Annotated in this window: 23 protein-coding genes and 2 pseudogenes; 13 read left to right on the forward strand and 12 right to left on the reverse strand. The window is 64.1% G+C overall.

Annotation, left to right across the window (positions count from 1 at the left end):
• Positions 1-157 precede the first annotated feature (157 nt).
• The 3 genes and pseudogenes from HDG32_RS34090 to HDG32_RS34100 all read right to left on the reverse strand — a co-directional run.
• Positions 158-766: pseudogene (locus HDG32_RS34090) on the reverse strand (transposase); the annotation flags it as partial.
• A pseudogene (locus tag HDG32_RS34095) lies at positions 691-1,274 on the reverse strand (LysR family transcriptional regulator); the annotation flags it as partial. The pseudogenes HDG32_RS34095 and HDG32_RS34090, both read right to left, overlap by 76 nt.
• 180 nt (positions 1,275-1,454) lie before the next feature.
• On the reverse strand, positions 1,455-2,375 hold the full coding sequence (locus HDG32_RS34100; RefSeq protein ID WP_184074025.1) for a LysR family transcriptional regulator: 921 nt from the start codon (positions 2,373-2,375) through the stop codon (positions 1,455-1,457).
• Between the two features lie 119 nt (positions 2,376-2,494).
• On the opposite strand from HDG32_RS34100, the gene HDG32_RS34105 reads away from it, so the two are divergent.
• The 8 genes from HDG32_RS34105 to HDG32_RS37355 all read left to right on the forward strand — a co-directional run bounded on the left by HDG32_RS34105 (position 2,495) and on the right by HDG32_RS37355 (position 11,186).
• Positions 2,495-3,148: a DsbA family oxidoreductase gene (locus HDG32_RS34105; protein ID WP_184074027.1), complete on the forward strand. Its 654-nt coding sequence runs from the start codon at positions 2,495-2,497 to the stop codon at positions 3,146-3,148.
• Entirely contained in the window at positions 3,145-4,293 is a 1,149-nt protein-coding gene (locus HDG32_RS34110; protein WP_184074029.1) for an FAD binding domain-containing protein, read from the forward strand. The genes HDG32_RS34105 and HDG32_RS34110 overlap by 4 nt, the downstream gene beginning before the upstream one ends.
• Before the next feature lie 59 nt (positions 4,294-4,352).
• Complete coding sequence (locus tag HDG32_RS34115; protein WP_184074031.1) at positions 4,353-5,567, forward strand: MFS transporter; 1,215 nt, start codon at positions 4,353-4,355, stop codon at positions 5,565-5,567.
• 152 nt (positions 5,568-5,719) lie between these two features.
• Positions 5,720-6,829 (forward strand): alkene reductase, encoded by a 1,110-nt coding sequence (locus HDG32_RS34120; protein ID WP_184074033.1) that lies wholly within the window; start codon positions 5,720-5,722, stop codon positions 6,827-6,829.
• Between the two features lie 74 nt (positions 6,830-6,903).
• Complete coding sequence (locus HDG32_RS34125) at positions 6,904-8,193, forward strand: c-type cytochrome (protein ID WP_184074035.1); 1,290 nt, start codon at positions 6,904-6,906, stop codon at positions 8,191-8,193.
• The gene (locus HDG32_RS34130; RefSeq protein WP_184074037.1) at positions 8,190-8,702 is read left to right on the forward strand and encodes a (2Fe-2S)-binding protein; all 513 of its coding nucleotides are present in this window, start codon (positions 8,190-8,192) and stop codon (positions 8,700-8,702) included. Before HDG32_RS34125 ends, HDG32_RS34130 begins: the two co-directional genes overlap by 4 nt.
• On the forward strand, positions 8,699-10,963 hold the full coding sequence (locus tag HDG32_RS34135; RefSeq protein WP_184074039.1) for a molybdopterin cofactor-binding domain-containing protein: 2,265 nt from the start codon (positions 8,699-8,701) through the stop codon (positions 10,961-10,963). The genes HDG32_RS34130 and HDG32_RS34135 overlap by 4 nt, the downstream gene beginning before the upstream one ends.
• Positions 10,964-10,982: 19 nt before the next feature.
• Positions 10,983-11,186, forward strand: coding sequence for an NAD(P)-binding protein (locus tag HDG32_RS37355; protein ID WP_409340078.1), 204 nt, complete (start codon positions 10,983-10,985; stop codon positions 11,184-11,186).
• A gap of 48 nt (positions 11,187-11,234) precedes the next feature.
• Here HDG32_RS37355 and HDG32_RS37360 read toward each other — a convergent pair whose 3' ends face one another.
• Positions 11,235-11,537, reverse strand: a complete 303-nt coding sequence (locus HDG32_RS37360; RefSeq protein WP_409340079.1) for a response regulator transcription factor — start codon at positions 11,535-11,537, stop codon at positions 11,235-11,237.
• A 376-nt stretch (positions 11,538-11,913) separates the two neighbouring features.
• Here HDG32_RS37360 and HDG32_RS34145 point away from each other — a divergent pair, with 376 nt between their 5' ends.
• On the forward strand, positions 11,914-12,624 hold the full coding sequence (locus tag HDG32_RS34145) for a hypothetical protein (RefSeq protein ID WP_260336696.1): 711 nt from the start codon (positions 11,914-11,916) through the stop codon (positions 12,622-12,624).
• 124 nt (positions 12,625-12,748) lie between these two features.
• Here the strand turns inward: HDG32_RS34145 and HDG32_RS34150 are convergent, their stop codons facing one another.
• Positions 12,749-13,156 carry a hypothetical protein gene (locus tag HDG32_RS34150; RefSeq protein ID WP_184074041.1) on the reverse strand — a complete coding sequence of 136 codons (408 nt, stop codon included), beginning with the start codon at positions 13,154-13,156 and terminating at the stop codon, positions 12,749-12,751.
• Positions 13,157-13,452: 296 nt separating this feature from the next.
• On the opposite strand from HDG32_RS34150, the gene HDG32_RS34155 reads away from it, so the two are divergent.
• Positions 13,453-14,805 (forward strand): MFS transporter, encoded by a 1,353-nt coding sequence (locus HDG32_RS34155; RefSeq protein ID WP_184074042.1) that lies wholly within the window; start codon positions 13,453-13,455, stop codon positions 14,803-14,805.
• Between the two features lie 54 nt (positions 14,806-14,859).
• Here HDG32_RS34155 and HDG32_RS34160 read toward each other — a convergent pair whose 3' ends face one another.
• Positions 14,860-17,388, reverse strand: a complete 2,529-nt coding sequence (locus HDG32_RS34160; protein ID WP_184074043.1) for a transglycosylase domain-containing protein — start codon at positions 17,386-17,388, stop codon at positions 14,860-14,862.
• Positions 17,389-17,522: 134 nt separating this feature from the next.
• Between HDG32_RS34160 and fabV the strand changes: the two genes are divergently transcribed.
• A complete protein-coding gene (fabV, locus tag HDG32_RS34165; RefSeq protein ID WP_184074044.1) occupies positions 17,523-18,719 on the forward strand; it encodes an enoyl-ACP reductase FabV in 1,197 nt (398 codons plus the stop codon).
• Positions 18,720-18,818: 99 nt separating this feature from the next.
• On the opposite strand, the gene HDG32_RS34170 is transcribed toward fabV, so the two are convergent.
• The 3 genes from HDG32_RS34170 to HDG32_RS34180 all read right to left on the reverse strand — a co-directional run bounded on the left by HDG32_RS34170 (position 18,819) and on the right by HDG32_RS34180 (position 20,927).
• Positions 18,819-19,163 (reverse strand): hypothetical protein, encoded by a 345-nt coding sequence (locus HDG32_RS34170; RefSeq protein WP_090804882.1) that lies wholly within the window; start codon positions 19,161-19,163, stop codon positions 18,819-18,821.
• Between the two features lie 156 nt (positions 19,164-19,319).
• Positions 19,320-19,943, reverse strand: a complete 624-nt coding sequence (locus HDG32_RS34175) for a glutathione S-transferase family protein (RefSeq protein WP_184074045.1) — start codon at positions 19,941-19,943, stop codon at positions 19,320-19,322.
• Between the two features lie 84 nt (positions 19,944-20,027).
• A complete protein-coding gene (locus HDG32_RS34180; protein WP_184074046.1) occupies positions 20,028-20,927 on the reverse strand; it encodes a LysR family transcriptional regulator in 900 nt (299 codons plus the stop codon).
• 94 nt (positions 20,928-21,021) lie between these two features.
• On the opposite strand from HDG32_RS34180, the gene tam reads away from it, so the two are divergent.
• Together tam and HDG32_RS34190 are read left to right on the forward strand one after the other, a co-directional pair.
• The gene (gene tam, locus HDG32_RS34185) at positions 21,022-21,819 is read left to right on the forward strand and encodes a trans-aconitate 2-methyltransferase (protein ID WP_184074048.1); all 798 of its coding nucleotides are present in this window, start codon (positions 21,022-21,024) and stop codon (positions 21,817-21,819) included.
• Positions 21,820-22,080: 261 nt separating this feature from the next.
• Positions 22,081-22,446 carry a hypothetical protein gene (locus HDG32_RS34190; protein WP_184074050.1) on the forward strand — a complete coding sequence of 122 codons (366 nt, stop codon included), beginning with the start codon at positions 22,081-22,083 and terminating at the stop codon, positions 22,444-22,446.
• A gap of 198 nt (positions 22,447-22,644) precedes the next feature.
• Here the strand turns inward: HDG32_RS34190 and HDG32_RS34195 are convergent, their stop codons facing one another.
• The 3 genes from HDG32_RS34195 to HDG32_RS34205 all read right to left on the reverse strand — a co-directional run bounded on the left by HDG32_RS34195 (position 22,645) and on the right by HDG32_RS34205 (position 24,941).
• Positions 22,645-23,010, reverse strand: a complete 366-nt coding sequence (locus tag HDG32_RS34195; RefSeq protein WP_184033686.1) for a helix-turn-helix transcriptional regulator — start codon at positions 23,008-23,010, stop codon at positions 22,645-22,647.
• Positions 22,994-23,455 carry an SRPBCC family protein gene (locus HDG32_RS34200; RefSeq protein ID WP_184074052.1) on the reverse strand — a complete coding sequence of 154 codons (462 nt, stop codon included), beginning with the start codon at positions 23,453-23,455 and terminating at the stop codon, positions 22,994-22,996. Before HDG32_RS34200 ends, HDG32_RS34195 begins: the two co-directional genes overlap by 17 nt.
• A gap of 118 nt (positions 23,456-23,573) precedes the next feature.
• Positions 23,574-24,941, reverse strand: coding sequence for an MFS transporter (locus HDG32_RS34205; protein ID WP_184074054.1), 1,368 nt, complete (start codon positions 24,939-24,941; stop codon positions 23,574-23,576).
• Between the last annotated feature and the right edge of the window lie 91 nt (positions 24,942-25,032).

Raw genomic sequence — 25,032 nt, forward strand, 5'->3', positions numbered from 1 at the left:
AGCGACAACTATGACGAACTGAGCAGCGACAACTAACCCCGCCGACCGGCCAAGATAGTTGTCCCTCGGGCGGCCATCGTAATTGACAATCTACAGTGAACCCCTCCGATGCGTTCCAGGCGAGTTTAAGGGCTTTGTTTCAGGACCCACGGGGTGCTCATGCACCCACCAGCCGCATCGCCTTCATCGTTTTCTTAAAGCCCAGGATTCTCGGCACTCGCGTGAGATTGTAGGCGAGTACGTTCAAACTCATCTCGGTACCTACATTGGGCAGCCTGCGCGTCAGGAAGTGCGTGTAGCCCATCCAATGCGTGAACGTTCCAAAGACATGTTCGACGGTTCGCCGGCGCACGGTCATCGCATCCGGCGTCCTGTCGAGCCGGCGTTGGACCGCGTCCAGCACCGACTCATGTTCCCATCGGGTGATGCGGCGTTCTGTGCTTGGCGTGCATTGTGATTTCATGGGGCACTGAGGACAGGCACTGCTCCAGTAACGACGCAGTTGCATACCGTGTTCTTCCCGGGTTGAGCGATAAATTGCGCGTTCACCGGCGGGACATTGATATTCGTCGTCCCGCGCAATGTAGATGAAATCGGCCCTGTCGAACCGGCCATGGTATTTCGCGCCTGACGTCGTGGGCTTCGGCAGCATGACTGCAATCCCTGCATCCGCGCACGCCTTGATCTGCGGCCCACTGTAATAGCCACGATCGGCGACTGCCCGCAGTCTGGTCTTGCCCATCGCATCGCGCGCGGCCTTCGCAATAGGCCCGCAAGAACACGCATGCGGCTACTGCCAACAAGCCGGCTATGCAGCGTCGAATCCGTGAGCCGGCCAATTCGAATAGCGACATCGGTGCGGCTCTCGAGTAGATCGATGATGCCGTCGTTCGTGTTCAGCTCCAGGTGAACGTGCGGATAGCGCACGCGGTAGCCTTGCACAAGCGGTGCGATCACGTGCAGCATGAAAGGCGACACTGCATTGATCCGCAGGAGCCCCGATGGGTTTTCCCGCCGCGCGACCATCTGTTCCTCCGCGCTTTCCACGGAATCGATGCTGGCGCGCGCGTGTTGAAGGAACGCGCGCCCTTCCTCGGTCAGCTCCATCCTGCGCGTGGTCCGGCGCATCAAAGTCGTTTTCACTTTTCCTCGAGGCGCCCCAGCGTCCGGCTGGCCGCCGACACTGTCAGGTCGCGATGTTGGGCAGCTGCCGTCATCGAGCCGGTATCGACCACGGCCATGAAAGTCGCCAATTCGTCGAGGGTGATATTCATTCTTGATTTTCTTTCAAAAGAATTTTGTTTATAGACCAGTTTGTGAACAAAAGTAAAGCTGGCACGGCCGCTCGGCAATTCTACTCGCTGGCGATGTAAGTAATCCTTATCATATCGCGATCGTCCGCCAAAATCGCCTTACCGCGACAGAACCATTCGTAACCACGCGAGCGCAACGCGTCAGCCTTCCAGCGGGGATTGAAGCTGCGCCTCGAGAAACCGCAGGAACGCGCGCACCTTGCTGGAATGGCGGCGATTGGGCAGATACGCCGCATAGACCACTGCGTCGCCATTGTGCGGCGTCGCCTCGAACTGCTCGAACAGCCGCATCAGGCGTCCCGCGCGAATCTCCGCGACAACGAGCCATTCAGGCAGCAACGCAATGCCGCGTCCGGCGATAACGGCTTCCAGCAGGATGTCGATGCTGTTCGACAGCAGATGCCCGCGCACTTCGACCCGCTGTTCCCCGCCCTCGCGACGGAAGCTCCAGATCTGGCGCGTGCGGTAACCGCCGCCATACGCGACCCGCAGACACTCGTGGGCATCGAGCGCCTGCGGCGTGGGCGGTGTGCCGCTGCGTTCGAGGTAGTCGTGACTCGCGACGACATAGCGCGGATTGTCCGCCAGCTTTCTGATGACCAGGTTCGCGTCGCGATCGGGCGGGCCGATTCGAATCGCGATATCGATTCTGTCGAGTGCGAGATCGGCGTAGTGATCGGCAACCACCACGTCGAGAAACACGCGCGGATGCTCCGCGAGAAAGGCAGCGAGATGCGGCGCGAGCCGCAGACGGCTGAACGCGGACGGCACCGCGATGCGCAGCGCGCCGACCGGCGACGCGCCGCTGTCGAACACGCTTTCGTCCGCCTCGGCCAGATCGTCGAGCACCTTGCCGACCTGCTCGACATACGCAATGCCTGCGTCGGTGAGGCTGACCTTTCTCGGCGTGCGGGTCAGCAGCGCCGTACCGAGCGAAGCCTCGAGCGCGTCCATCAGACGCGTGACCGACGAGGGGGCGACGCCCAGGCGCTGCGCGGCCTTCGAAAAGCCGCCGGCGTCGGCCACTTCGAGCAATGTGTTCAAGGCGAGGAGTTTGTCCATGTACGGTCTCAACGGGAGGTTGATTGCGCCACACGCAACGCGGGATTGCATTTTAGCCACATTCCGCGAACGACACGCAACGAATAAGCTGTCCTCGTTACTTAGCGAAGGGGTCCAACATGCAAACCATTCAGGTCGAGGTCCATTACGACTTCATTTGTCCGTGGTGCTGGATCAGCCAACGGAATCTCGCCGCGGCGCTCGCGGAATCCGGCGCCAATGCGGCTGTTTCGATCCGTTACGTGCCGTTCGAATTGAATCCGGCGATGCCTGTCGAAGGCATGGAGCGGCGCAGCTATCGCACGCGCAAATTCGGCAGTTGGGCGCGCTCGCAAGGCCTCGATGCGCAGGTCACCGCAGCCGGTCTCGCGGCAGGCGCCCAGTTCAATTACGACAAGGTGCTGCGCACGCCGAATACGCGGCTTGCGCATCGTCTGATGCAGTTCGCGCAAGCGCGCAATCAGCCCCGGCAGGCCGCCGCGCTGTATCAAGCCATCTATGCCGCCTACTTTTCGGAAGGCCGCGACATCGGTTCGCTGGACACGCTGGTCGATATCGCCGCCGAACACGCCTTCCATGCCGGCGAAACCCGCGCTTATCTGCGTTCCGCCTCCGGCGCTCGGCAAATCGAGGCGGCGCGCGACGAAGCGGATCGCCGGGGCATTCATTCGGTGCCGACGATTGCCATTGCTGGCGAAATCATCAGCGGCGCGCAACCGCCCGCCGTATTCGCTCACGCATTGCGGGCGGCGACGCAACGGAGCGCGGCATGAGCGCACTCGGCAAACCGCGCGCCGTGGTGATCGGCGGTTCACTCGGCGGACTGTTCTCAGCCACCACCCTACGCGCGGCCGGGTGGGACGTGGACGTGTTCGAAACCTCGCCGAAGCAGCTCGATAGCCGCGGCGGTGGCATCGTGCTGCAACCGGACGTGCTGGACGCGCTGCAGTTCGCGGGCGTCGCCCTGCCCGATCCGCCGGGCGTGGCATCGGGCGAACGCCTCTATCTCGATCGCGAGGACAAGCGCGTCGAGCAGCTGTTCATGCCGCAAATGCAAACTTCATGGAGCCTGCTGTACAGCGCCATGAGAAACGCGCTGCCCGCGAAGCATCTGCATACCGGCGAGACCTTTAGCGACTTTCGCATGGACGGCGAGCAAGTCGTCGCTCGCTTCGCATGCGGCCGCAGCGAGCCCGCCGATCTGCTGATCGGCGCGGACGGCATCCGCTCGACGCTCAGGCGCCGCCTGTTGCCCGAGATCGTGCCGGCCTATGCGGGCTATGTGGCATGGCGCGGACTGGTCGCGGAACCCGATTTGCCGCTCTTCGCGGCGGACACGTTGCGCGAGCGCTTCACGTTCCAGCAGGGCGACGAACACTCGGCACTCGCCTATCTGATTCCCGGCGAAAACGACTCGACCGTGCCCGGCGAGCGTCGCTGGAATTGGGTCTGGTATCGCAAGTACAACCGCGATCAGCTCAACGCGCTGCTGGTCGACCGTCACGGCGCGGCGCGTGCGTTCTCGCTGCCGCCGGGCACGACCAAGCGCGCCGATGTCGGGCAGTTGCGGCTCGATGCGAAAGCCTTGCTCGGGCCGACGTTTCGCGCGCTGGTCGATGCAACCGACGACCCGTTCATGCAGCCGATCGTCGACCTACGCGCACCGAAGATGGTGTTCGGACGCGTGGTGCTGATCGGCGACGCGGCATCGGTGCCGCGTCCGCATACGGCCGGCAGCACCGCCAAGGCGGCGGCCAACGCACATGCGCTCGCGCTTGCGCTGTCGGGCGCCGGGCAGGCCGACACGAGCATCGATTCGTTGCTCAAGCGTTGGGAGAGCCAGCAATTGCAACGCGGCAAGCGCATGACCGATCTGGGCATTTCGCTCGGCGACCGTTTGATGAATATCGCCGGTTAGTTCCAAAGCTTTTCCGCTTCTTTTCCGCATTTCCACTTTTTCATTTTCAGGAGTTACTCATGTCAACCGACGCATCCATCACCGCCGGAAGCCCAGGCCAGACCAAACTGACAGGCGGCCTGGTCGCGCTGTTCGCCTTCTGCTGCGGCGCGATCGTCGCGAATCTCTACTACGCGCAGCCGATCACGGAACTGATCGCGCCGGACATTCACATGTCCGGCGGCACGGCGAGCCTGATCGTCTCGCTCACGCAAATCGGCTACGCGGTGGGGCTGTTCTTTCTCGTGCCGCTCGGCGATCTGCTGGAAAACCGCAAGCTGATGATCACCACCGCGCTGGTGTCGATCGTGAGCCTGGGCGCCGCCGCGTTCGCGCACCAGCCAGGCTGGTTGCTCGGGATTTCGCTGCTGATCGGCTTCAGTTCCGTGGCCGTGCAGATCCTGATTCCGCTCGCCGCCCATCTCGCGCCGGACGAGTCGCGCGGCAAGGTGGTCGGCACCATCATGAGCGGACTGCTGCTCGGCATTCTGCTGGCGCGCCCGATATCCAGCGTGGTGGCCGGGCACTTCGGCTGGCGCGCGGTATTCGGCTCGGCGGCCGTGCTGATGGCGATCGTCACCAGCGTGCTCGCGCTCACTATTCCGCGCCGCCAGCCGGATCACCAAGCCACGTATTTTCAGCTGATCGGCTCGCTCGGTCATCTGCTCCGCACGATGCCGGTGCTGCGCCATCGCTCGTTGTATCAGGCGTTGATGTTCGCTTCGTTCAGCCTCTTCTGGACCGCGATTCCGATCGAGTTGACCCGGCAGTTCGGGCTCTCGCAGACCGCGATCGGCATCTTCGCGCTGGTTGGCGCGATCGGCGCGACCTCGGCGCCGGTCGCCGGCCGCCTCGCCGACGCGGGCCTCACGGTGCGCGCGACATTGATCGCGCTGGTGGTGGGCGCGCTCGCCTATACGCCTGCGTTGATCCATCCCGCGTGGGGCGTGATCGGGCTGGTCGCGACCGGCATCGTCCTCGATTTCGTCGTGCAGATGAACATGGTACTGGGACAACGCGAAATCTATGCGTTGCATGCCGCGAGCCGAAACCGTCTGAACGCGCTGTATATGACCAGTATCTTTGTAGGCGGCGCATTCGGCTCGGCGCTGGCCAGTCCGCTCTATGAGCATGGTGGCTGGCCGCTGGTCGCCGGCGTCGCCACCGCCTTCCCGCTCGTCGCGCTCTTTCACTATCTGGCGATCGGCCGTCCGCACGCCGCCCGCCAGGCCTGACGCGATAGGTCTTTATTAGGAGGCCGGACAGACATCCTCCGGTTTCACAAAAATTCAGCGTGGCTTCAGGAATTCTTGTGGTGTCATCGATATGCTGCTCGGTACTGTCACGCATCTGAACGACGCTAAATCGTTCGCAAAAAGGAACAACGATGTCATCCCTTCTCAGCGCTCACGACCTGCATCAGCTGCGCTTACCGAATCGCGTCGTGATGGCCCCCATGACACGCTCGCGTGCACCGCTGCGCGGCTGTCCGACGGACATGATGGCGCAGTACTATGCACAGCGCGCGTCGGCGGGGCTGATCATCACCGAGGCCACCAATGTCAGTTCGGCGTCGGCATCCTTCGAGCTCACGCCGGGCATCATCACGGCCGAGCAGATCGCCGGCTGGCGCAAGATCACGGGCCGGGTACACGACGCCGGCGGCCGTATCTTTATGCAACTGTGGCACGGCGGACGAGTTGCCTCCTTCGCGTTGCTCGGCGGCGAGGCGCCGTTGTCGCCCTCGGGCCTGAATGACGATCTCGAGCAATTGCAGGTGTGGGCACAGTTGCAAAACGGCCAGTACACCAAGATCCACGCCACGCCTTCGCGCGCTATGTCGACCGACGAAGTGAAGCTCGCCATATCGGAGTTCAAGCAAGGCGCGGCCAACGCAATCGAAGCCGGGTTCGATGGCGTCGAAGTGCATGCGGCAAACGGCTATCTGCCGCATCAATTCCTCTCTTCGACCACCAACAGGCGGGATGACCGATACGGCGGCTCGTTGGCGAACCGCGCGAACTTCCTTCGCGACACGCTCACGGAGATCGGCTCAGTGGTCCCCCTCGATCGCGTCGGCGTCCGCATTTCGCCGTATGCGCACTATAACAACGTGCGCGACGCGGATCCGGACGGCACCTATGACTACGTCGGCAAGATGCTCAGCGAATTCGGCGTCGCCTACCTTCACGCCGCTGACACGAACGGCTGGAGCGGGGCCCCGGATTTGCCGCGCATCGTTGAACGCATGCGCAAGGTCTTCTCAGGGACCTTGATGCTCAACGGCGGCATTTCCATCGATCAGGCAGACGCATTGATCCGTGACGGCGAAGCCGATCTGGTGGCGTTTGCGCGCGCGTATATCGCCAATCCCGATCTGGTCGAGCGCATTGCTACCCATGCACCGCTCGCAACACCAAAGCCGGTCGGCTGGTACGGCGGCGACCACTCCGGTTATATCGACTATCCGTTCCATAGCAGCGGCGCTCACGCATGACGGAGGCATCCCGTTGGCCGCGCGCACAGCGCGGTGTGCAGACTCGATTCAAGACTTCTGTGACAGGTGGGTGAATGACTCGAAAGCTTAAATTGTTGGCGGTGGGAGGCGTAGTCATCCTGGCCGCGCTGATCGTCGCCACGCTGCTGATGTGGAAACCCGCCATTGCTCCCCTACAGCCTCCGCCGGCTTCGTCGTGCGATGCGCAGACGAGGCTCGCCGGCGCGAGAGTCGTGGCGCTGGGCGACTGCATCGTCTGTCATACCGCCAGGGGTGGCAAGCCGTTCGCCGGCGGCTTGCCGCTTGCAACGCCGTTTGGGACGATCTACGCGACCAATATCACGCCCGACGTCGAGACGGGCATCGGTGGCTGGTCGCTGGAAGCGTTCACGCGAGCGGTGCGTCATGGCGTCTCCCGTGATGGTCACCTGCTCTATCCCGCGTTTCCTTATGTTCACTTTACGCGCATGTCCGATGGCGACATCTCGGCGGCCTACGCGTATCTGATGACACGTGAGCCGGTCAACGCGAGCACGCCCGCGAACGAACTGATCTTCCCGCTGAACTTCCGTCCCTTGCTAGCCTTCTGGAACGTGTTGTTCCTTCACCCCGGCGAGCAGGCCGCGGATGCCTCGGAAGATGCCCAGTGGAATCGCGGAAAGCGACTCGTAGATGGCCTCGGACACTGCGCCTCGTGTCATTCGCCGCTCAACGCGATTGGCGGTGAAAAATCGGGACACGCATTCGACGGCGGCATTGTCGACGGCTGGGAGGCCCCCCCACTGAATGCACTTGGCTCGGCGCCGAAACCGTGGACCAAAGATCAGCTCGTCATGTATCTGCGCAGCGGTCGTGCAAGCGAACACGGCGCCGCGGCCGGTCCCATGCTGCCCGTCACTCGCGATCTCGCCACCGTGCCTGAGGAAGATGTGAACGCGATGGCCGCGTACATCCTGTCGATACAGAAAGTGCAGCCGGCCGTTGCGAACGCGTTTGCTGACGCTGCAGCACACGACGAGCCATCGCCTGCGGCGCAACGCGGCGCATTCCTGTTCGCCGCGTCGTGCGCGCAATGCCACGGCCCCGCCGCGCCGATGCAATCGATTGGCGAGCGCCCCACGCTCGCGTTCAGCACTGCCGTCAATGCTCCGACGCCACGTAACACCGCTCAGATGATCCTTAGCGGTAACGGCTGGCATGGGGAGGACAGCATGAACTACATGCCGGCCTTCAGCGAGGTCTATAACGATCAGCAAATCGCCGATGTCGCGTCCTACATTCGCGCAACCTATTCGCAGCGCGGCCCGTGGAACGACGTCGAAGCCACCGTGGCAAAAGTCAGAGAGGAGAACAAGGCGCGATGATCAACCTTACCGTCAATGGCGTGCAGCACGCGCTGGATATCGATCCGTCGACGCCACTGCTTTATGCGCTGCGCAATGACCTGCATCTGCACGGCGCAAAGTTCGGCTGCGGGCTTGGACAATGCGGCGCGTGCACGGTGATCGTCGGCGACCAGGCCGTCTTTTCCTGTCTGGTTCCGGTGTCGTCGATCGGCGCCCGTTCCGTGCGTACGATAGAGGGCCTCGGCACGGCCGACCATCCCGGTGCGCTGCAGAAGTCCTTCATCGAACATCAGGCCGCACAGTGCGGTTATTGCATCGCCGGCATGATCATGCGCGCGCAGGCGCTGCTCGATCGCAATCCGCGGCCAAGCGAGCGCGAACTGCGCGAGCATATGGAGCCGAACTTGTGCCGTTGCGGCACCCATATGCGTATCCTCGCTGCGATCCGCGAAGTCGCGCACCTTCCGCCCGGCGACACGGCATCCGGCAAGCCCCGCAGCGCGGCGAGCAACGGAGGCACGCAATGAGCATCAAGGACGACGATTTCAACGAGGGGCGCCGCCACTTCATGATGTCCGGTGCGCTCATGGTGAGCTTCAGTCTGCTCCCCGGCGTCAAGGTCATGGCACAAGAAGTGATCGCGGACGAAGGCGCCGCCGTGCACGTGGCCAAAGCGACCGAGGCGCTCGCGGGCAGCCTGAAGACCAACCCGTTTCTCGACGCGTGGATCAAGATCGACGCAGCGGGCAAAGTGACCGTCTACACCGGCAAGGTTGAACTCGGCACCGGCGTGCGCACCGCGCTGCTGCAGATCGCGGCGGAAGAGCTCGACATGGCGCCGTCGCTGATCACGTTTCTGACCGCCGACACGGGCGCCTCACCGGACGAAGGACTCACGGCGGGAAGTCACACCATTGCCGACAGCGGCAGCGCGTTGTTAAACGCGTCGGCGCAGGTGCGGGGGCTGCTCGTCGACGCAGCAGCCAAACGCTTCGGCGTCAGCAGCAGCGTGCTGAAAGCCCACAACGCGGTCATCACGGCGCCAGACGGCCGGACGATGACGTATGGCGAAGCGGTCGGCGCCGCCGGTCTGCATCGCATGGCGTCGCCCCTATCGCCGTTGAAAGACCCCGCAACGTTCGCAGTGGTCGGTAGGTCATTGCCGCGGCTGGACATCCCGGTCAAGGTGACCGGCGGACCGAGTTATGTTCAGGACATGTTCATGCCGGACATGCTGCATGCGCGTGTAGTGTTGCCGCCGGTTTACGACGCGAAGCTGCTGCGTACCAACTCACCCGACATTCTGAAGATGCCGGGCGTGGTCAACGTCATCAGAAACGGCAGCATGCTCGCGGTAGTCGCTAAAGGCGAATGGCAGGCCGTGCAGGCACAACGTGCATTGGCAGCGGGAAGCGAGTGGAGCGCAGGGCGCGCTCTGCCCGACCCAGCCACTGTGCACCGCGATCTGAAGCAGATCGCCACCGAACACATCGAGATCGCGAACACCCGCAGCGCGGCCGGAACGGCTGTGAGAACGCTGAGCGCAAAGTGCACCAAGCGCTATATGTTGCACGGTTCGATCGGCCCTTCCTGCTCGGTCGCACAATTCAAGGACGGCAACATGACCGTCTGGACTCACTCGCAAGGCGTCTATCCGCTGCGCGATGGCCTTGCGGAAATGCTGTCGCTGCCCAAGGAGAACGTACGCTGCATTCACGTAGAGGGATCGGGATGCTACGGCCACAACGGCGCGGACGACGTAGCCGCGCACGCCGCGTTGATCGCCCGCGAAATGGCCGGCCGGCCGGTTCGTGTGCAATGGATGCGCGAACAGGAACACACGTGGGACCACTTCACGCCCGCCATGGTCACCGAAGTGACTGCTTCGCTCGACGCGAGCGGGAGCATCGTAGGCTGGAACTATGCGCTGTGGAGCAGTTCGCATAACGAGCGGATCGTGAACGCGGGCCGGCTCGTTCCGGCGACCATGCTGGAGAAACCGTTCATATCGGCGCCGTCAGTGCCGATGGTGCAGCCCGAGGGCGGCGGCGATCGCAACGCGATTCCGCTGTACACGTTCCCGAACCTGCACGTAATGAACAACTTCTCGCCGAGCATGCCGTTGCATACGTCGGCGATGCGCTCACTCGGCGCGCACATGAACGTCTTCACGATCGAGACGTTCATGGATGAGCTGAGCGCCGCGGTCGGCGCCGATCCGGTCGCGTTCCGGCTCAAGCATATGCAGGACCCGCGCGCACGCGAGGTCATTCAGCTCGCGGCTGCAAAATTCGGCTGGCCGCGCGCGCCGCGCAAACCGAACCACGGCGTCGGCTTCGCCTTCGGTAAATACAAAAACCTGATGGCTTATGTGGCCATGGCCGTTGAGATTTCCGTCGTGCCCGAGACGGGTCAGGTGATTCTCGAACACGCCGAGGTCGCGGTCGACTCCGGGCAGATCGTCAACCCCGATGGTATCCGTAATCAGATCGAGGGCGGAGTGATTCAATCGGCCAGTTGGACGCTTTACGAAGAGTTGAAGTTCGATACCGGGAAAATCAGAAGCTTCGACTGGAGCAGTTACCCGATCCTCCGCTTCTCCGCCGTTCCGCGCAGTTTGAACGTCCATCTCATCAATCGTCATGGTGCGCCGTTTCTCGGCGCTGCCGAAGCTTCGATGGGACCGACCGCCGGCGCGCTCGGCAATGCGTTGTTCGATGCAACCGGAAAGCGGCTGCGCGACATGCCTTTGGGCGGTGATAGCTTGCGCCGGCAAATAGACGTATAGACATGGCGTTGCTGGCAACATGAAAATTGCAATCGCAGGTGGTTCAATCGCAGGGCTCGCATGCGCTTTGACGCTGACATGCACGGGGCACGACGTGCATGTCTATGAGCGCTCCGCAGGCGTCATCGTCAACGATGCACACGAAACTCATAGCTGCCATCACTCCAATGCGCCGGCGACTTTACGGGGGTCAGATATCCGGCGCGATATTCACCGCGTCTGAAGCCTCATCGCGCCCGGCGAATCAACTCCCACATCTTCGCCAGTTCGATCAGCGTCTTGGCCTGCATCTTGTCCGGCACGCACCGCTTATGGACTTCACTGTTACCTCCTGCGCGCCCAATTCATGGGCGATCTGCTCTATCATCTTGCCTTGCACGGCATGCTCAAAGACGTCCATTTCACGCGGCGTAAGCAAGGCGGCGCGCCGCACCACTCCCGCATTGAATGCGTGTTCGGCGAGGTTGGATTCATCCTGTGCGAGCGCGCGCCTGACGGCCTCAAGCAGTGGTTCATCGTCAATCGGCTTGGCGAGGAGTTCATGCGCGCCAGCTTTGATCGCACGCACCGACATCGGAATGGAGCCATGACCGGTGAGAAAGATGATGGGCACCCGTGGAAGAAATTAATGTCGTCAACTCGGAACCCGCGTGGCGTATCGGTTTCATCATCGGAATTGACAACATTACTCACACTCTGAACGAAATAAAGGCGTCCTCAGATCAGCAATAGATTGTCGTTAGCGAACAGCTGCGAGGCAGTATCGCAAACTCACAAAAAGATTTACGAAACCGGCACAGAACCATTGAGATGCATTTTCAGTGGGAACGAATATTTTGACATGAGTTTGCGCGTACTTGGGTCCACGGCAATGTGATACGAAAGCTTCTTGAAATATCTCGCGATCTTTTAATTTTCAACAACTTAACTGAGAATCCGCCGGCAGGAGTTTGCGCGGAATCACTGACAGGCAGCGTCAGGACGCCGTCGACAAAGCCGAACAGGCGGCCAACGATGTCGCGACCCTGCGCGCGCGGATTGCCGGACTCGACGCGCGCATCGTCGAGCTGCAGACGGCCAACGACATGCTGACGGCGCAACTGGCGACATCGAAGGAAGAAATCGCGGCAGGAGCCGCCGCGCTCGCCGATGCCCGCCGCGATTTCGCCGACGAACTCGCGAAGCTGCGCCGCTCGCACGAGCAGAACGAGCAGCGGCTCGCCGCGGCGGAAAAGCGCGCCTTGCTCGAAATCGACGGTGAACGAGCGGCGGCGCAACGTCTGCGCAAGGAGCTCCAGGCGAGTCACGAGCGGGCGGCGACGCTCGAAGCCGAATCGCGGGCCGAGCGGGACGCGATTCGGGACGAGTTGGCCGCATCAAAGGCAGAACTGGCTGCCTCCGCTGCGCGGCATGCCGCGACCCGCGGGCAGCTCGCGGAAAAGGATGCGTTGCTGGCTGAACGGGTGGCGGCGACCGACCTGTTGCGCGAGCGTATCGACACGCTCTCGCGGCAGATCGAGACGGCGCGAACAGAAAAAACGGCCGCGCGCCCTGCCCGCCGCGCCCGCGAAACATCACCCGTGCAGGGCCGCGCGATGGTGGGCTTCTCGGGCGCACCGTTCGTCAAACGTTCGACCAACGCCAAACCACGCGAAGACTGAGGACTGCCGGCGTCCCGGCGGCATGTCACCACGCGAGTCGCGATAAGTGGTTACACCTGGTGAGGTTCGATAAAAAGTGATCGTCATGGGGCGGCGGCACCCGCCGCCCGCGCGCAACGCTGCGTCAGAACCGCGGATGACACTCGAAACTGACCGACGACCCGTGCTCGGTCATCGCGCTGACGCCGCTGACCGTCTCCGTATTCACGCTGCTTTGCATACCGCGACGATCGCAGTAGTCGCGCGCCTCGTTCATCGCGAGTTCGTGCGCGCGCGCCCAGGCCATGCGTCCTCCGGTCGCGCTGGCGGCGACCGTGTAGCTGCCGGGCTTGCCGCTCGCGACCACGTCCGTGCTCGACGCGCACCCGACGAGACTCGCGCACGCGAGCGCCACCGCCGCCACCCCGCGCATGCGCGTGGGCAGCGGCGCCCTCTTCCTTTCCGTGCTTTCCGCTCGCGCGACGGACGCGACTTCGCGTACCCGCACCGTTTTGCGCGCCTCAGCGAGCATGTCCGAACCCTGATTCGACATCGTGGATCACCTGCATTTTTAACTGATTAGTCAGGCAGCAATTATCCGGAATCGTTCGACCAAGATCAGCCGATACAACCGAAAACACTGTTGCGCGAGTCCTAACAATGGACGCGAGCGCCACGCCGCGACGGCCTCGGCAATGAGCGGACCACATGGTTCACAAAAGACCTTCCGGAATCCCTTTTGAGCGTCTAGTCTGTAACGATGCCTGTTCGACGGACCGGCATTTCGAACCGCAGACGGACCCCACCACATAGCGGCATACACCGGTCGCCGAACCGGAGGAGACATATATGGATCTCGAGGCACGTACCCTTCATCGCGTCACGGTTCGGCTCGTGCCGTTCCTGATACTGTGCTATTTCATCGCCTATCTCGATCGCGTCAACGTCGGCTTCGCGGCCTTGCAGATGAACAAGGCGCTCGATCTGTCCGCGAGCGCGTTCGGCTTCGGCGCGGGCGTGTTCTTTATCGCGTACTTCTTTTTCGAAGTGCCGTCGAACCTGCTGCTCGAACGATTCGGCGCGCGCCGCTGGATCGCGCGGATCATGTTTACGTGGGGTATTCTCGCGGGCGCGATGGCGTTTATCCCGGACATCGCGCGCTTCACCGGGCTCTCGCCCGCGCACGTGTTTTTCGGCCTGCGCATTCTGCTTGGCGTCGCCGAGGCCGGCTTTTTCCCGGGCATCATCTTTCTGCTGACCTTGTGGTTTCCCGCTGCGTATCGCGGGCGCGTGGTCGGCTACTTCATGGCGGCGATTCCGCTGTCGACGGTGATCGGCGGCCCGATCTCCGGCGCGCTGCTGTCGCTCGACGGCCGCGGCGGACTCGGCGGCTGGCAGTGGCTGTATCTGATCGAGGCGGTGCCGGCGGTATTGCTGTCGGTCGCGGTGCTGTTGTATCTGACCGACAAGCCCGCCGACGCCACCTGGCTCAGCACCGAGGAGCGCGACTGGCTGATCGCGCGGCAGAAGCAGGAGCGCGAGCATCGCGAGGCGGTGCGCCACTTCAGCGTGAAGGAGGCGCTGATCAATCCGCGCGTGCTCGCCATCGCGCTGATCTATTTCGGGGCGAACGCGACCAACTACGGCCTGAGCTTCTTCCTGCCGCAGATCGTGAAGTCGTTCGGCCTCACTAATCTGCAGACGGGTTTCGTGACGTCGCTGCCGTACGTGGTCGGCCTCGTCAGCATGATTTTGTGGGGACGGCATTCGGATCGCCACCTCGAACGCCGCTGGCACGTCGCGATTGCGCTGTTCGTCGCGGCGGCCGGCATCGCGGCCGCGGCCGGCCTCGACAATCCGGTGCAGAAGATGATCGCGTTATCGATTGCCGGCTTCGGCATCTTCGGTTGCCTGCCGGTCATCTGGACCTTGCCGGCCGCGTTCCTGTCGGGCGCGGCGGCCGCGGGCGGCATCGCCGCGATCAATTCGCTCGGCAATCTGGCGGGCTTCTTCGGCCCGTTCGCGATGGGCTGGATCAAGGACAGCACCGGCGGCTTCGGCGCCGGGCTGCTATGCCTGTCGGGCGCGGGACTCATCGGCATGGCGGCGGTGTTGCTGCTGCATCACGACACGTCGCTCGAGACGACGCATGGCAATCCGCATGCGCGACCGCCGGGTGAAGCGGGGGTCGCGGGGTCTTAGCGCTAGTCCCACGCGCCGTTCAATACGCACCCGGGCAGCCTGCCCGGGTCGCCTTCAATTCGCCCCGCTGCCGTTATTCGACCCTTCTGTGCCCTGACCGCCCGCATCGGGCGGCACGATGTCGTCCGGCGTCGGGGTTGGCGCGAGCGCTGCGGCACCGCCGCCGTGCGCTTCACCGTCGACGGTATTACCCGGCGCCGGCGCGGGAGCCGACCCCGACCCCGGCGCCGGCAGCAACGGCGGCAACGCGCGCGCTTCGCCCTGCACCGGGGACGCGCCCGCTGCCTCTGACGCCGCCGCCGGTGCCGCCACGGCAGACGTCGGCGGCTGCACCGACGCCACCGGCGCGCGCCGCGCCGGAGCACGCGCCACGACCTGCTTGTCCGGCTGCGCCGGCGTGCGCGTGAACAGGTGCCCGATCCAGTCGCGCAAGCGTTCGGCGCGCTCGGCGAACCAGCCCGGCTGCTGCGCGGTATCGAACTTCATGTGACTGTCGACGAGCCGCGAGCGCTGCGCGCGCTGGAAGAAATCGCCGACGATCGGCAGCGCGCTATGCGCACCCTGCCCCCAGTAATCGCTGCGCAGCGTCACGCGGCTGTCGTTGAAGCCGACCCACGCCCCCGCCACCAGTTGCGGCTGCATCAGGATGAACCAGCCATCCGCGTTGCCCTGGGTCGTGCCGGTCTTGCCCGCGACATCGCCGCGCACGCCGAAGCGCGTGCGGATGCTCGCGCCGGTGCCGCGGCTGACCACGTCGCGCATCACGTCGACGAGCGTGCGCGCCGTGTCGGCGGGCAGCTCGCGACTCGGCGTGGCCGGCTTGAACTCGGCGAGCAGGTTGCCGTTGCGGTCCTCGATGCGCGTGACCATCAGCGGCTCGACGTAGCCGCCGAGGTTCGCGATCGTGCCGTACGCCGACACCATTTCCTTAAGCGTGACCGGGCTCGTGCCGAGCGCGAGCGACGGCACCGGGTCGAGCTGGCTGTCGCGCACACCCATCGCGCGCGCGAGCTTGGCGACCCTGTTCGGACCCACCGACTCCATCACCTGCGCGGTGATGCGGTTGCGCGAATAGGCGAGCGCGTCGCGCAGGCTGATCATGCGGCCGCTCGGCTCGTCCTCGTCGTTCGGCTTCCAGATTTCGCCGCCGGCGAGTTCGATCTGAACCGGATTGTCCGGCAGTTTGTCGTCCGGCTTCGCGCCGGCCTCGAAGGCCGCCGCGTAGACGAACGGCTTGAAGGTCGAGCCCGGCTGACGGCGCGCCTGCTGCACGTGATCGAACGGATCAACGCCGAAGTCGCGGCTGCCGACCCACGCCTTGATCTCGCCGGTACGTGGGTCCATTGCGAGGAAGTCGGCCTGCACGCGCGTCTTCGTGTCGCACACGCTCTGCACGAGCTTGCGATCGGCGAGCAGGCGTTTCAGCGCGTCGTCGTCGGCGAGGCCCGTGTCTCTGGCCGCGCGGAAGTCAGGCGTTTCGCGCAGGAACGTGCGCAGCAGGTCCTTGTCCGCCGAGCAGCCCGCGCGCGTGCCCCACGCGGAGTTCGCGATGTTCTGCAACTGGTTGCCCTGCAGCGTGACCGCCTGGGTCGCCATCGTCTGCAGACGCGAGTCGATCGTCGTGCGCACGACGAGTCCATCGGAATAGATGTTGTAGTCGTTGCGATCGGCCCACGCGACGAGCCATTTGCGCAGTTGCTGCGTGAAGTGCGGCGCGGGTCCGGGCGGCTCGATCTGGCGCTCGAAGTCGAGACGCAGCGGCTTGCGGGCAAGCGTGTCGTACTGGGCGGGTGTCAGCTTGCCGTACCTGACCAGCTGCGCGAGCACCGTATTGCGCCGCTGCAAGGCGCGCTCGGGGTTCAGCACCGGGTTGTAGTACGCGTTGCCCTTCAGCATGCCGGTCAGCGTCGCCGCTTCGAGCACGTTCAGGTCGGATGCGGACTTGTCGAAATAGGTGCGCGCAGCCATCTCGATGCCGTACGCGTTGTACAGGAACGGGACCGTATTCAGGTAGGTTTCGAGGATCTCGTCCTTCGTGTAGAACGCCTCGATCTTCAGTGCGGTGATCGCTTCCTTCAGCTTGCGCGTCAACGTCGGCGCGCGGCCGATTTCGTCGGGATACAGATTGCGCGCGAGCTGCTGCGTGATCGTCGAGCCGCCCTGGCGCTCGCCGGAGAGCGTGTGCAGCGCGGCCGAAGCGGTGCGCCGCCAGTCGAGCCCGAAATGCTGATAGAAGCGGTGATCCTCGGTGGCGATCAGCGCGTTCACGACGTTCGGCGAGATGTCCTTCAGCTTGACCCACTCGCGGTTCGACGGCTTGAACTCGGCGAGCAGCTTGCCGTCCGCCGACAGGATCTGCGCGGGCTGCTCGATCTTGGCCTTGCGGATGTCGCCGATGCTCGGCGTGAACGGAATCAGCAGCAGCACGTACAGTACGAATAGCACCGGCAGCGCGGCGAGCCCCCACGCGAACGTGCGGCGGGTCGGATGGCGCAGATGCCATGCGGCCTTCGCGAACAGCGGGTTCGCGAGCGTCAGCCCTTTGTCGAGGGCCGCCAGAAAGGAGGAAAAGAGGCGCTTCACTTGCTGTCGTCGGCTGGGAAAGGCGCAATCGTACCAAGATGTGGGGGGCGCGCCGGTTTTTGCTTCGTTCGCGGCGTGGAGTGCGGCTCCGGCGGGGCCACTATAATGTCGCCAATTCCGACAAGAGGTGCTTCATGATCATCAAACCGCGTGTGCGTGGCTTCATCTGTGTATCGACCCATCCGACCGGCTGCGAAGCCAACGTCAAGGAACAGATCGAGTATGTGAAGGCACGCGGCCCCATCGCCAACGGCCCGAAGAAGGTGCTCGTGATCGGCGCGTCGACCGGCTATGGCCTCGCCGCCCGCATTAGCGCAGCGTTCGGCTCGGGCGCGTCGACCCTCGGCGTGTTCTTCGAGCGCGCCGGCAGCGAAACCAAGGCTGGCACGGCCGGCTGGTACAACACCGCGGCGTTCGAGAAGTTCGCCAGCGCCGAAGGCCTGTACGCGACCAGCATCAACGGCGACGCGTTCTCCGACGAAGTGAAGGCGCGCACGATCGAAGTGATCAAGCGCGATCTCGGCCAGGTCGATCTGGTCGTCTACAGCCTCGCGGCGCCGAAGCGCCAGCACCCGAAGACCGGTGAAGTGTTCAGCTCGGTGCTCAAGCCGATCGGCAAGGCTGTCAATCTGCGCGGCATCGACACCGACAAGGAAGTGATCAAGGAAACCGTGCTCGAACCGGCGACGCCGGAAGAAATCGCGCACACGGTCGCGGTGATGGGCGGCGAGGACTGGCAGATGTGGATGGACGCGTTGGGCGTTGCCGGCGTGCTCGCCGACGGCGCCAGGACCACCGCGTTCACCTACCTCGGCGAGAAGATCACCCACGACATCTACTGGAACGGCTCGATCGGCGCGGCCAAGAAAGATCTCGACCAGAAAGTGCTCGGCATCCGCTCAACGCTCGCGGCCAAGGGCGGCGATGCGCGCGTCGCGGTGCTGAAGGCAGTCGTCACGCAGGCAAGCTCGGCCATTCCGATGATGCCGCTCTATCTGTCGCTGCTCTTCAAGGTGATGAAGGAAAAAGGCACGCACGAAGGCTGTATCGAGCAGGTCTACGGCCTGTACAAGGACAGCCTCTATGGCAGCCAGCCGCATCTGGACGACGAAGGCCGTCTGCGCGCCGACTACAAGGAACTCGATCCGCAGGTGCAAGGCCGCGTGCAGGAGCTGTGGAACCAGGTGAGCAACGACAACATCTACGAACTCACCGATTTCGCGGGCTACAAGACCGATTTCCTGCGCCTGTTCGGCTTTGAAATGAAGGGCGTCGATTACGACGCGGACGTCAATCCGGACGTGCAGATTGCGAATCTCGTGCAGGTTTGATCCACCGGGGGGGCGGGCCCGCTTCGCGAGTTCGCCCCTGATGTTGCCCCTCCTCGCCTCCCTCCCCTCACTCCTTCAACACGTCAGCACGTCAGCACGTCAGCACGGATACGCGCCCTGCAACGCGCGCAGAATCGCGAGCCCGATTGGAAAATCCTCGGAAATGCCCGGATGGTTCGCGAAGAACGCATCGAGCAACGGATAGACCGTCTGGTTGCCGATCGCGAGCGTTGGTGGCGGACAGAACAACTGCGGCTGTTTCCTCGCGACCAGATCGCCGTTCGCCCAACCGAACGCGTTGATCGTGCCGGTGATGTACGCCGCATAGATCGAGTTGTTGTCGGCGTGTGCCCAGCGCTTGTATTGCGCGGCCGTCATTTCGGCGCTCGCGTTCAGAGTGAAGCACGCCGCCAGCAAAGCCAGCGCGAATTTCGTTAACCGCATCGTTGAACCTTCAATGTCGCTAGATGGCCGCCATTGTAGGCGACGCGGGGTGCACCGCGCAGAAGCCGTCGAGCGCGGAAATTCACAAGCAGAGCGTAAGCATTGAAGGCGGATTCTGTAAGCATCGACAGATTGCAGAAGCGCGCGAATCAACGATTACGGCGTGCCGTTTCGGCAATGCTTGCGATACCCGTCGCGCCCGGCCAGGCGCGCCATATAAGCGGCCAGCGCCGGCAAATCGTCGTGCTGCTGCGGCGTTTCGAGCCAGCGGTGCGCGGACAGCGCGATCGGAATATCGGCGAGCGAAAACGCGTCGCCCGCGATATACGCACCGGTGCGCGCAAGTTGCTGCTCGACGATCGCCATATGCTTCGACCAGTTCGCGCACGACGCGGCGATCTGGCGCGGGTCCAGATGCTCGGGCGAGTACCGCACGAGCGCGAGAAACGCGTAGCTCCACGAGCGGTTCAATTCGCTCGCCTGCCAGTCGATCCATTGATCACAGCGCGCGCGCTCGACCGGATCGGCCGGATACAGCCCGTCACCGCGATAACGGTTCGCGAGGTAACGGATGATCGAGTTCGATTCCCACAACACGAAGTCGCCGTCGCGGATCACGGGGACCATCGCGTTCGGGTTCAGCGCGCGGAATTCGGCGACCTCGGTCGAGCGAAAGCCCGAGCCCCAGTCTTCCTGTTCGAACGCAAGCCCAAGTTCCGCGCAGGTCCACAACACCTTGCGCACGTTGATCGAGGTGGTCTTGCCGAGTATCTGCAGCATGAGTCGTTGGGTGCCGCGTGGATTGAACGGGTTGAAGGAATGAAACTCGGAAGCCAGCCAGTTTGCGTTGCGCGCGGCGCGCCGTCATCCGGTTTTCAGCGTCGCCTGTTCGCGGATCATGTCGTACAGCGCCTGCGCGGCCGGTGACAACTGCGCGGTCTTGCGCGCGACGAGCACCAGCGTGCGCGACACGGTGGGCTGCGTGAGCTCGACGGTGCGCACGCTCGGATACGCGCCGCTCTGCAGCGCGAGCGCGGGCACCACGGCCGCGCCGACGCGTTGCGCGACGAGTCCGACGGCGGTCGAACTGCGCTGCACCTCGTAGAACGAACGCAGCGCGAGCTCGCTCGATTCCAGCGCGACGTCGAGCAGCGCGCGATTGCCGCTGACCTCGCCGGCGAAAATCAGCGGGAACGGCTGCAACTGCCGCCATGCGATGCGCCGCCGCTTCGCGAGCGGATGGTCCTCGTGGCAGATCAGCACGTAGCGGTCTTCGGTGAGCGCCACGGTGGCGAGATCGGGATGATGCTCGCGCGCGATGTTGATGCCGAACTCGACCTCTCTGCGCAACACGGCCTCCTCCACCGCCGACGACGCGTGGTCGAGAATCTTGATGCGATTGTGCGGATAGCGTGCCGAATACGCCTGCAGGATGCGCGGCAGATACTGCACGCCGACGGTCGGCACGCACGCGATCGACACGTCGCCGCGTCGCGCGATGCCCGTTTCGCGGATCTCGACGAGCGCGTCCGCCAGCTCGCCGAGCAGCCGACGCGCCTGCGGCAGAAAATTGCGACCGATTTCGGTGAGCGCCATCGAACGCGTGGTGCGCTCGATCAGCGTGACGCCGAGATAGCTTTCGAGCTTGCGCAGCCGCTGCGTGATCGCGGTTTGCGTCACGTGCAGCGAATCCGCCGCGCTCTGGAAGCTGCCGCGATCGGCAATCGCGACGAAAGCCTGCACGCCGAGCGTGTCGATTTTCATTAGAAAAATGAAGTAATCGGGATCATAAATTCATTTTACTCCGGGCTGTCAGCGGCCGAGAATGGCCGCAACGAACCCCGCGAAGGAGCAAAAGATGACCGACAAAACCACGAACGAGCACAGCGATTGGCACGCGAAGCAGTACATGCTGTTCGAGAACGAGCGCACGCGGCCGGTCCGCGATCTGCTCGCGGCGGTGCCCTTGAACGGCGCGCGGCTCGCGGTCGACATCGGCTGCGGCCCGGGCAACTCGACCGAGGTGCTGGCCGAGCGGGTGCCGGGCGCGTCGGTCAGCGGCATCGACAGCTCCGCCGAGATGATCGCGGCGGCCCGTCGGCGGCTGCCGCAATTCCGTTTCGACATCAGCGACGTTTCGACGTGGGACGCGCACGGCCCCTACGACGTGATCCTCGCGAACGCGGTGCTGCAATGGGTGCCGGACCACGAGCGGCTGTTCCCCGCGCTGGTGGCAAAACTTGCCAGGGGCGGCAGCCTCGCCGTGCAGATGCCCGACAATCTCGACGAACCGGCGCACCGGCTGCTCCGCGAAATCGCCATCGACGGGCCTTGGGCGACGAAGCTGAAGGGTGTCGAGCGCACCATGCGCTACGACGCAAACTGGTACTACGCGCTGCTCAAGCCGCTGTGCGCACGCGTCGACGTGTGGCGCACGGTCTATCACCACCCGCTCGCGGGCGCCGACGCGGTGGTCGAATGGTTCAAGGGCAGCGCGCTGCGGCCGTTTCTCGCCGCGCTCGACGACGCCGAACGCGGCGCGTTTGTGCAACGCTATCGCGACGAAATCGTCAAAGCCTACCCGGCGCTCGCCGATGGCACGGTGCTGCTGCCGTTTCCGCGGCTTTTCATCGTCGCGACGCGCGGCGAACGTTGAAGCCGCGCCGGGAACCGCTGCGAGCCGGTAAATGCCGGCGCTTCGGCTGCGGCGGGTCGTCCCGGGGCGATCAGATCGCCGGCGCACCACGCTGACGCACCGCCCGAAAACCCCACCTGTGGCGGCGCCGCACGCTAAGGGTGGTCAGGAATTGCCGCCCGGGAATTCCGCATGCTAATGTTTGTAAAAAGCGTGTGTAAAAAGCGGAGGACGGCGCCCGCCGGCCTCACCGGGAAGCCATTTACTGCAGCGAGCGTCGCCATGAGTGATGTACGCCAACATCTGAGTCCCCGTGACCGCCTGGAGCTGTTGTGCTGGCTCACATGCGGAAGCCTCGGCGCTTATTATCTGAACGAAGACTGGCCCGACGCGGCGTTTCACGTGCAGTCCGCGCACAAGTGGCTCGACCGCCGCGCGCGCGAAGCCGACTGGCTGTGCGTCGCGAAGCTGTCGGCCACCGCGGTCGAAATCGCGCGGCGCCACGCGCGCTTCGTCGATACCGACTGGGCGCGCGACGCGGTTGAGGAAATTCTCGATACCGACGAACTCGACCCGCAAGCCCGGCTCGTCCGGCAGGTTCTGGCCGACTGCCAGAACGCGCTGGCCGACAAGCGGATCGCCGATTAGTCGCGGGCTCGTTTTTCTTCCTTTTTTACAGCGGATTGGGGGCCAATTTTTTGGCCCCTTTTTTGCGTTATTCCGCGCTTCCGTGCACGATGTGCCGCTCGCAGTCGGTAAAAAATGCGGCACCCGCCGTCGCGTACAGCCTACCGGCAGGCGGCCAATCCGCGTGCCGGCTCGGTTCGTGCAATCACCGCCCGCCCTTCATTCTTCGACCATCGTCTTCAGCTTCAGCAGCGCCTGATCCCACTGCCGCGAAATCGCGTCGAGCGCGCGGCGTGCCGCGTCGAGATGCGCGGGCTCGAACGCCCACAGGCGCTCGCGTCCGACCTTCACGTCGTGCACGAGGCCCGCGTCGGCCAGCACCTGCAGATGCTGCGTGACCGACTGCCGCGTGATGTCGGTGCCGGCCGTCAGCTGCGCGATCGACATCGCACTGCCCGCGCATAACGCCGCGACAAGCCGCAGACGCGTCTCGTCACCGAGCGCCGCGAACACCGCCGCCGAACTGCGCAGTGTCGCCGCCTTGAGGCCCGCCCTCGCGGGGGCCGCCCTAGCTCGCGCCGACATATCTCTCGACGTTGACCATCTGCTGCTCCCAGCCGCCGTCGTTCAGCCGGAACGCTTGCGCGCGGCGCCCGATCGGCAACTGGTCGAAGCCCGATTCGACGACGCGCAGCAGCGTGCCCGACTCGACGTCGCTCAGATCGAATTCCACGAGCGTGGTCGGCTCAGGCGTGTAGTCGATCGTGATGTCGATCGCGGCCGGATGCCAGCGCCACGACAGATGATGCTCGGGCTCGACACGCTCGACCAGCACGTTCATCAGCAGATGCTCATAGCCTGGATAGGTGATGTGCCCCTGCGTGGATTGTCCCGCGACGAACTGCTTGCCGGTGAGATTCACGCCGAACCATTTGCCGAATTCCTCGGCGTTGGACAGCGCACGCCAGACGCGCGAGCGCGGCGCCTTCAACAGAACCTGCTTTTCGATGCGATCGGTCGATGAGTTCATATGCAGCCTCCTGACTGCATATTAGAAGCACCGCCTCCGATATGCAAGCATTCGACTGCGCTTTGTTCAGAGCATGATGCGTGCGGCGCCGGCACGACCGGACGCCGCGCGCCGCGCCTTACTCCGTCGCATGCGCGTGCATGACGCCGGTTTGCATCGACCACGCCATCCACGGCCGGCGCAGCGCGACGATCGCAAGGAACGCGCAGGCCGACAGCGTGCCGAACGTCGCGAAGCCCATTTGATAGCTGCCGGTGCTTTCCTTCGCGATGCCCATCACGACCGGCAGATAGAAGCCGCCGATGCCGCCCGCCGCCCCGACGATGCCGGACATCAGCCCGGTACGGCCGGCCCAGCGATGCGGCACGAGCTGGAACGTCGCGCCATTGCCGAGCCCGAACGCGACATAGAGGCACAGCAGCAACGCAATGCCGCCCGCAAGCGACGGCATCGCCGCCGCGAACAGGAAATCGCAAACCGCGATGATCGCGAGCAGCACGGTCAGCGCGCGCACGCCCGACACGCGGTCGGCAATCAGGCCGCCGAGCGGGCGCACCATCGCGCCGGTCGCGGCGAGCAGCGCCATGAACAGGCCCGCGTCGATTTTCGACAGTTGATACAGGTTGGTCAGCAGCAGCGACACATACGAGGACATGCCGACGAAACCGCCGAACGTGATGCTATAGACGAACATGATGACCCACGTATCGCGCTCGGCGAGCACCGAGCGGTAGCGTTGCGGCAGCACCGCGATCGCCAGCAGCGCACCGATCACCGGCAGCAGCAGCACGCCGGCCTTGCCCGCGCCGAATAGCCCTGCTTCGACGAGCAGCACGAGCGCGATCAGGCCGACCAGCGTCGTCGCGAAACTGCCGAAGGCGCGCAGCACGCTGCCGGTTTTGACACCCGCGTCGTTGGCCCAGAAGTACAGCGTAATCGCGGCGATCGCGAGCAGCGGCAAGGCGCCGCCCGCGGCGAGCTGCCAACCGTAGCGCGTCGCCAGTTGCGGGAACAGGAAGCCGTCGAGCACCGCGCCGATGTTGCCGGCCGCGGCCAGCCCCAAGACGAGGCCCTGCACTTTCGGCGGATAGTTGCTGCCGGCCATCGGCAGCGCGACCGCGAAGCTGGCGCCGCCGACGCCAAGGAACACGCCGAGCACCAGCAGCATTTCGTACGACGGCACCGATTGCAGCAACGGCAGCACGATCGTCGGCACCGCCGACAGCAGCACGCCCATCAACGCAATGCGTTTGCCGTGCGCGGACTGATACAGATTGCCGAGCGTCACGCGCAGAATCGCCGCGGACAACACCGGCACCGCGACGAGTAGACCCTGCTGCGCGGGTGTCATCGCGATGCTCTTGCTGATGAACGGCGCGAGCGGCCCATACAGCACCCAGACGGTGAAGCCCGTGTCGAAATACAGAAAGCAGGCGACAAGTGCGCGCCAATCACCGCTTCGCAGGGAGTGCATCACGTTTTTCATCAGAGATCCTCGGTAAATAAAATTCCGGGTAGTAGTCCAGTTGCTGCGTTACTTCTGTTTTGCGCCGGCATATCGCCCAGAGTTTTCACTC

Source organism: Paraburkholderia sp. CI2, from assembly GCF_014201055.1.
Lineage (GTDB): Bacteria > Pseudomonadota > Gammaproteobacteria > Burkholderiales > Burkholderiaceae > Paraburkholderia > Paraburkholderia tuberum.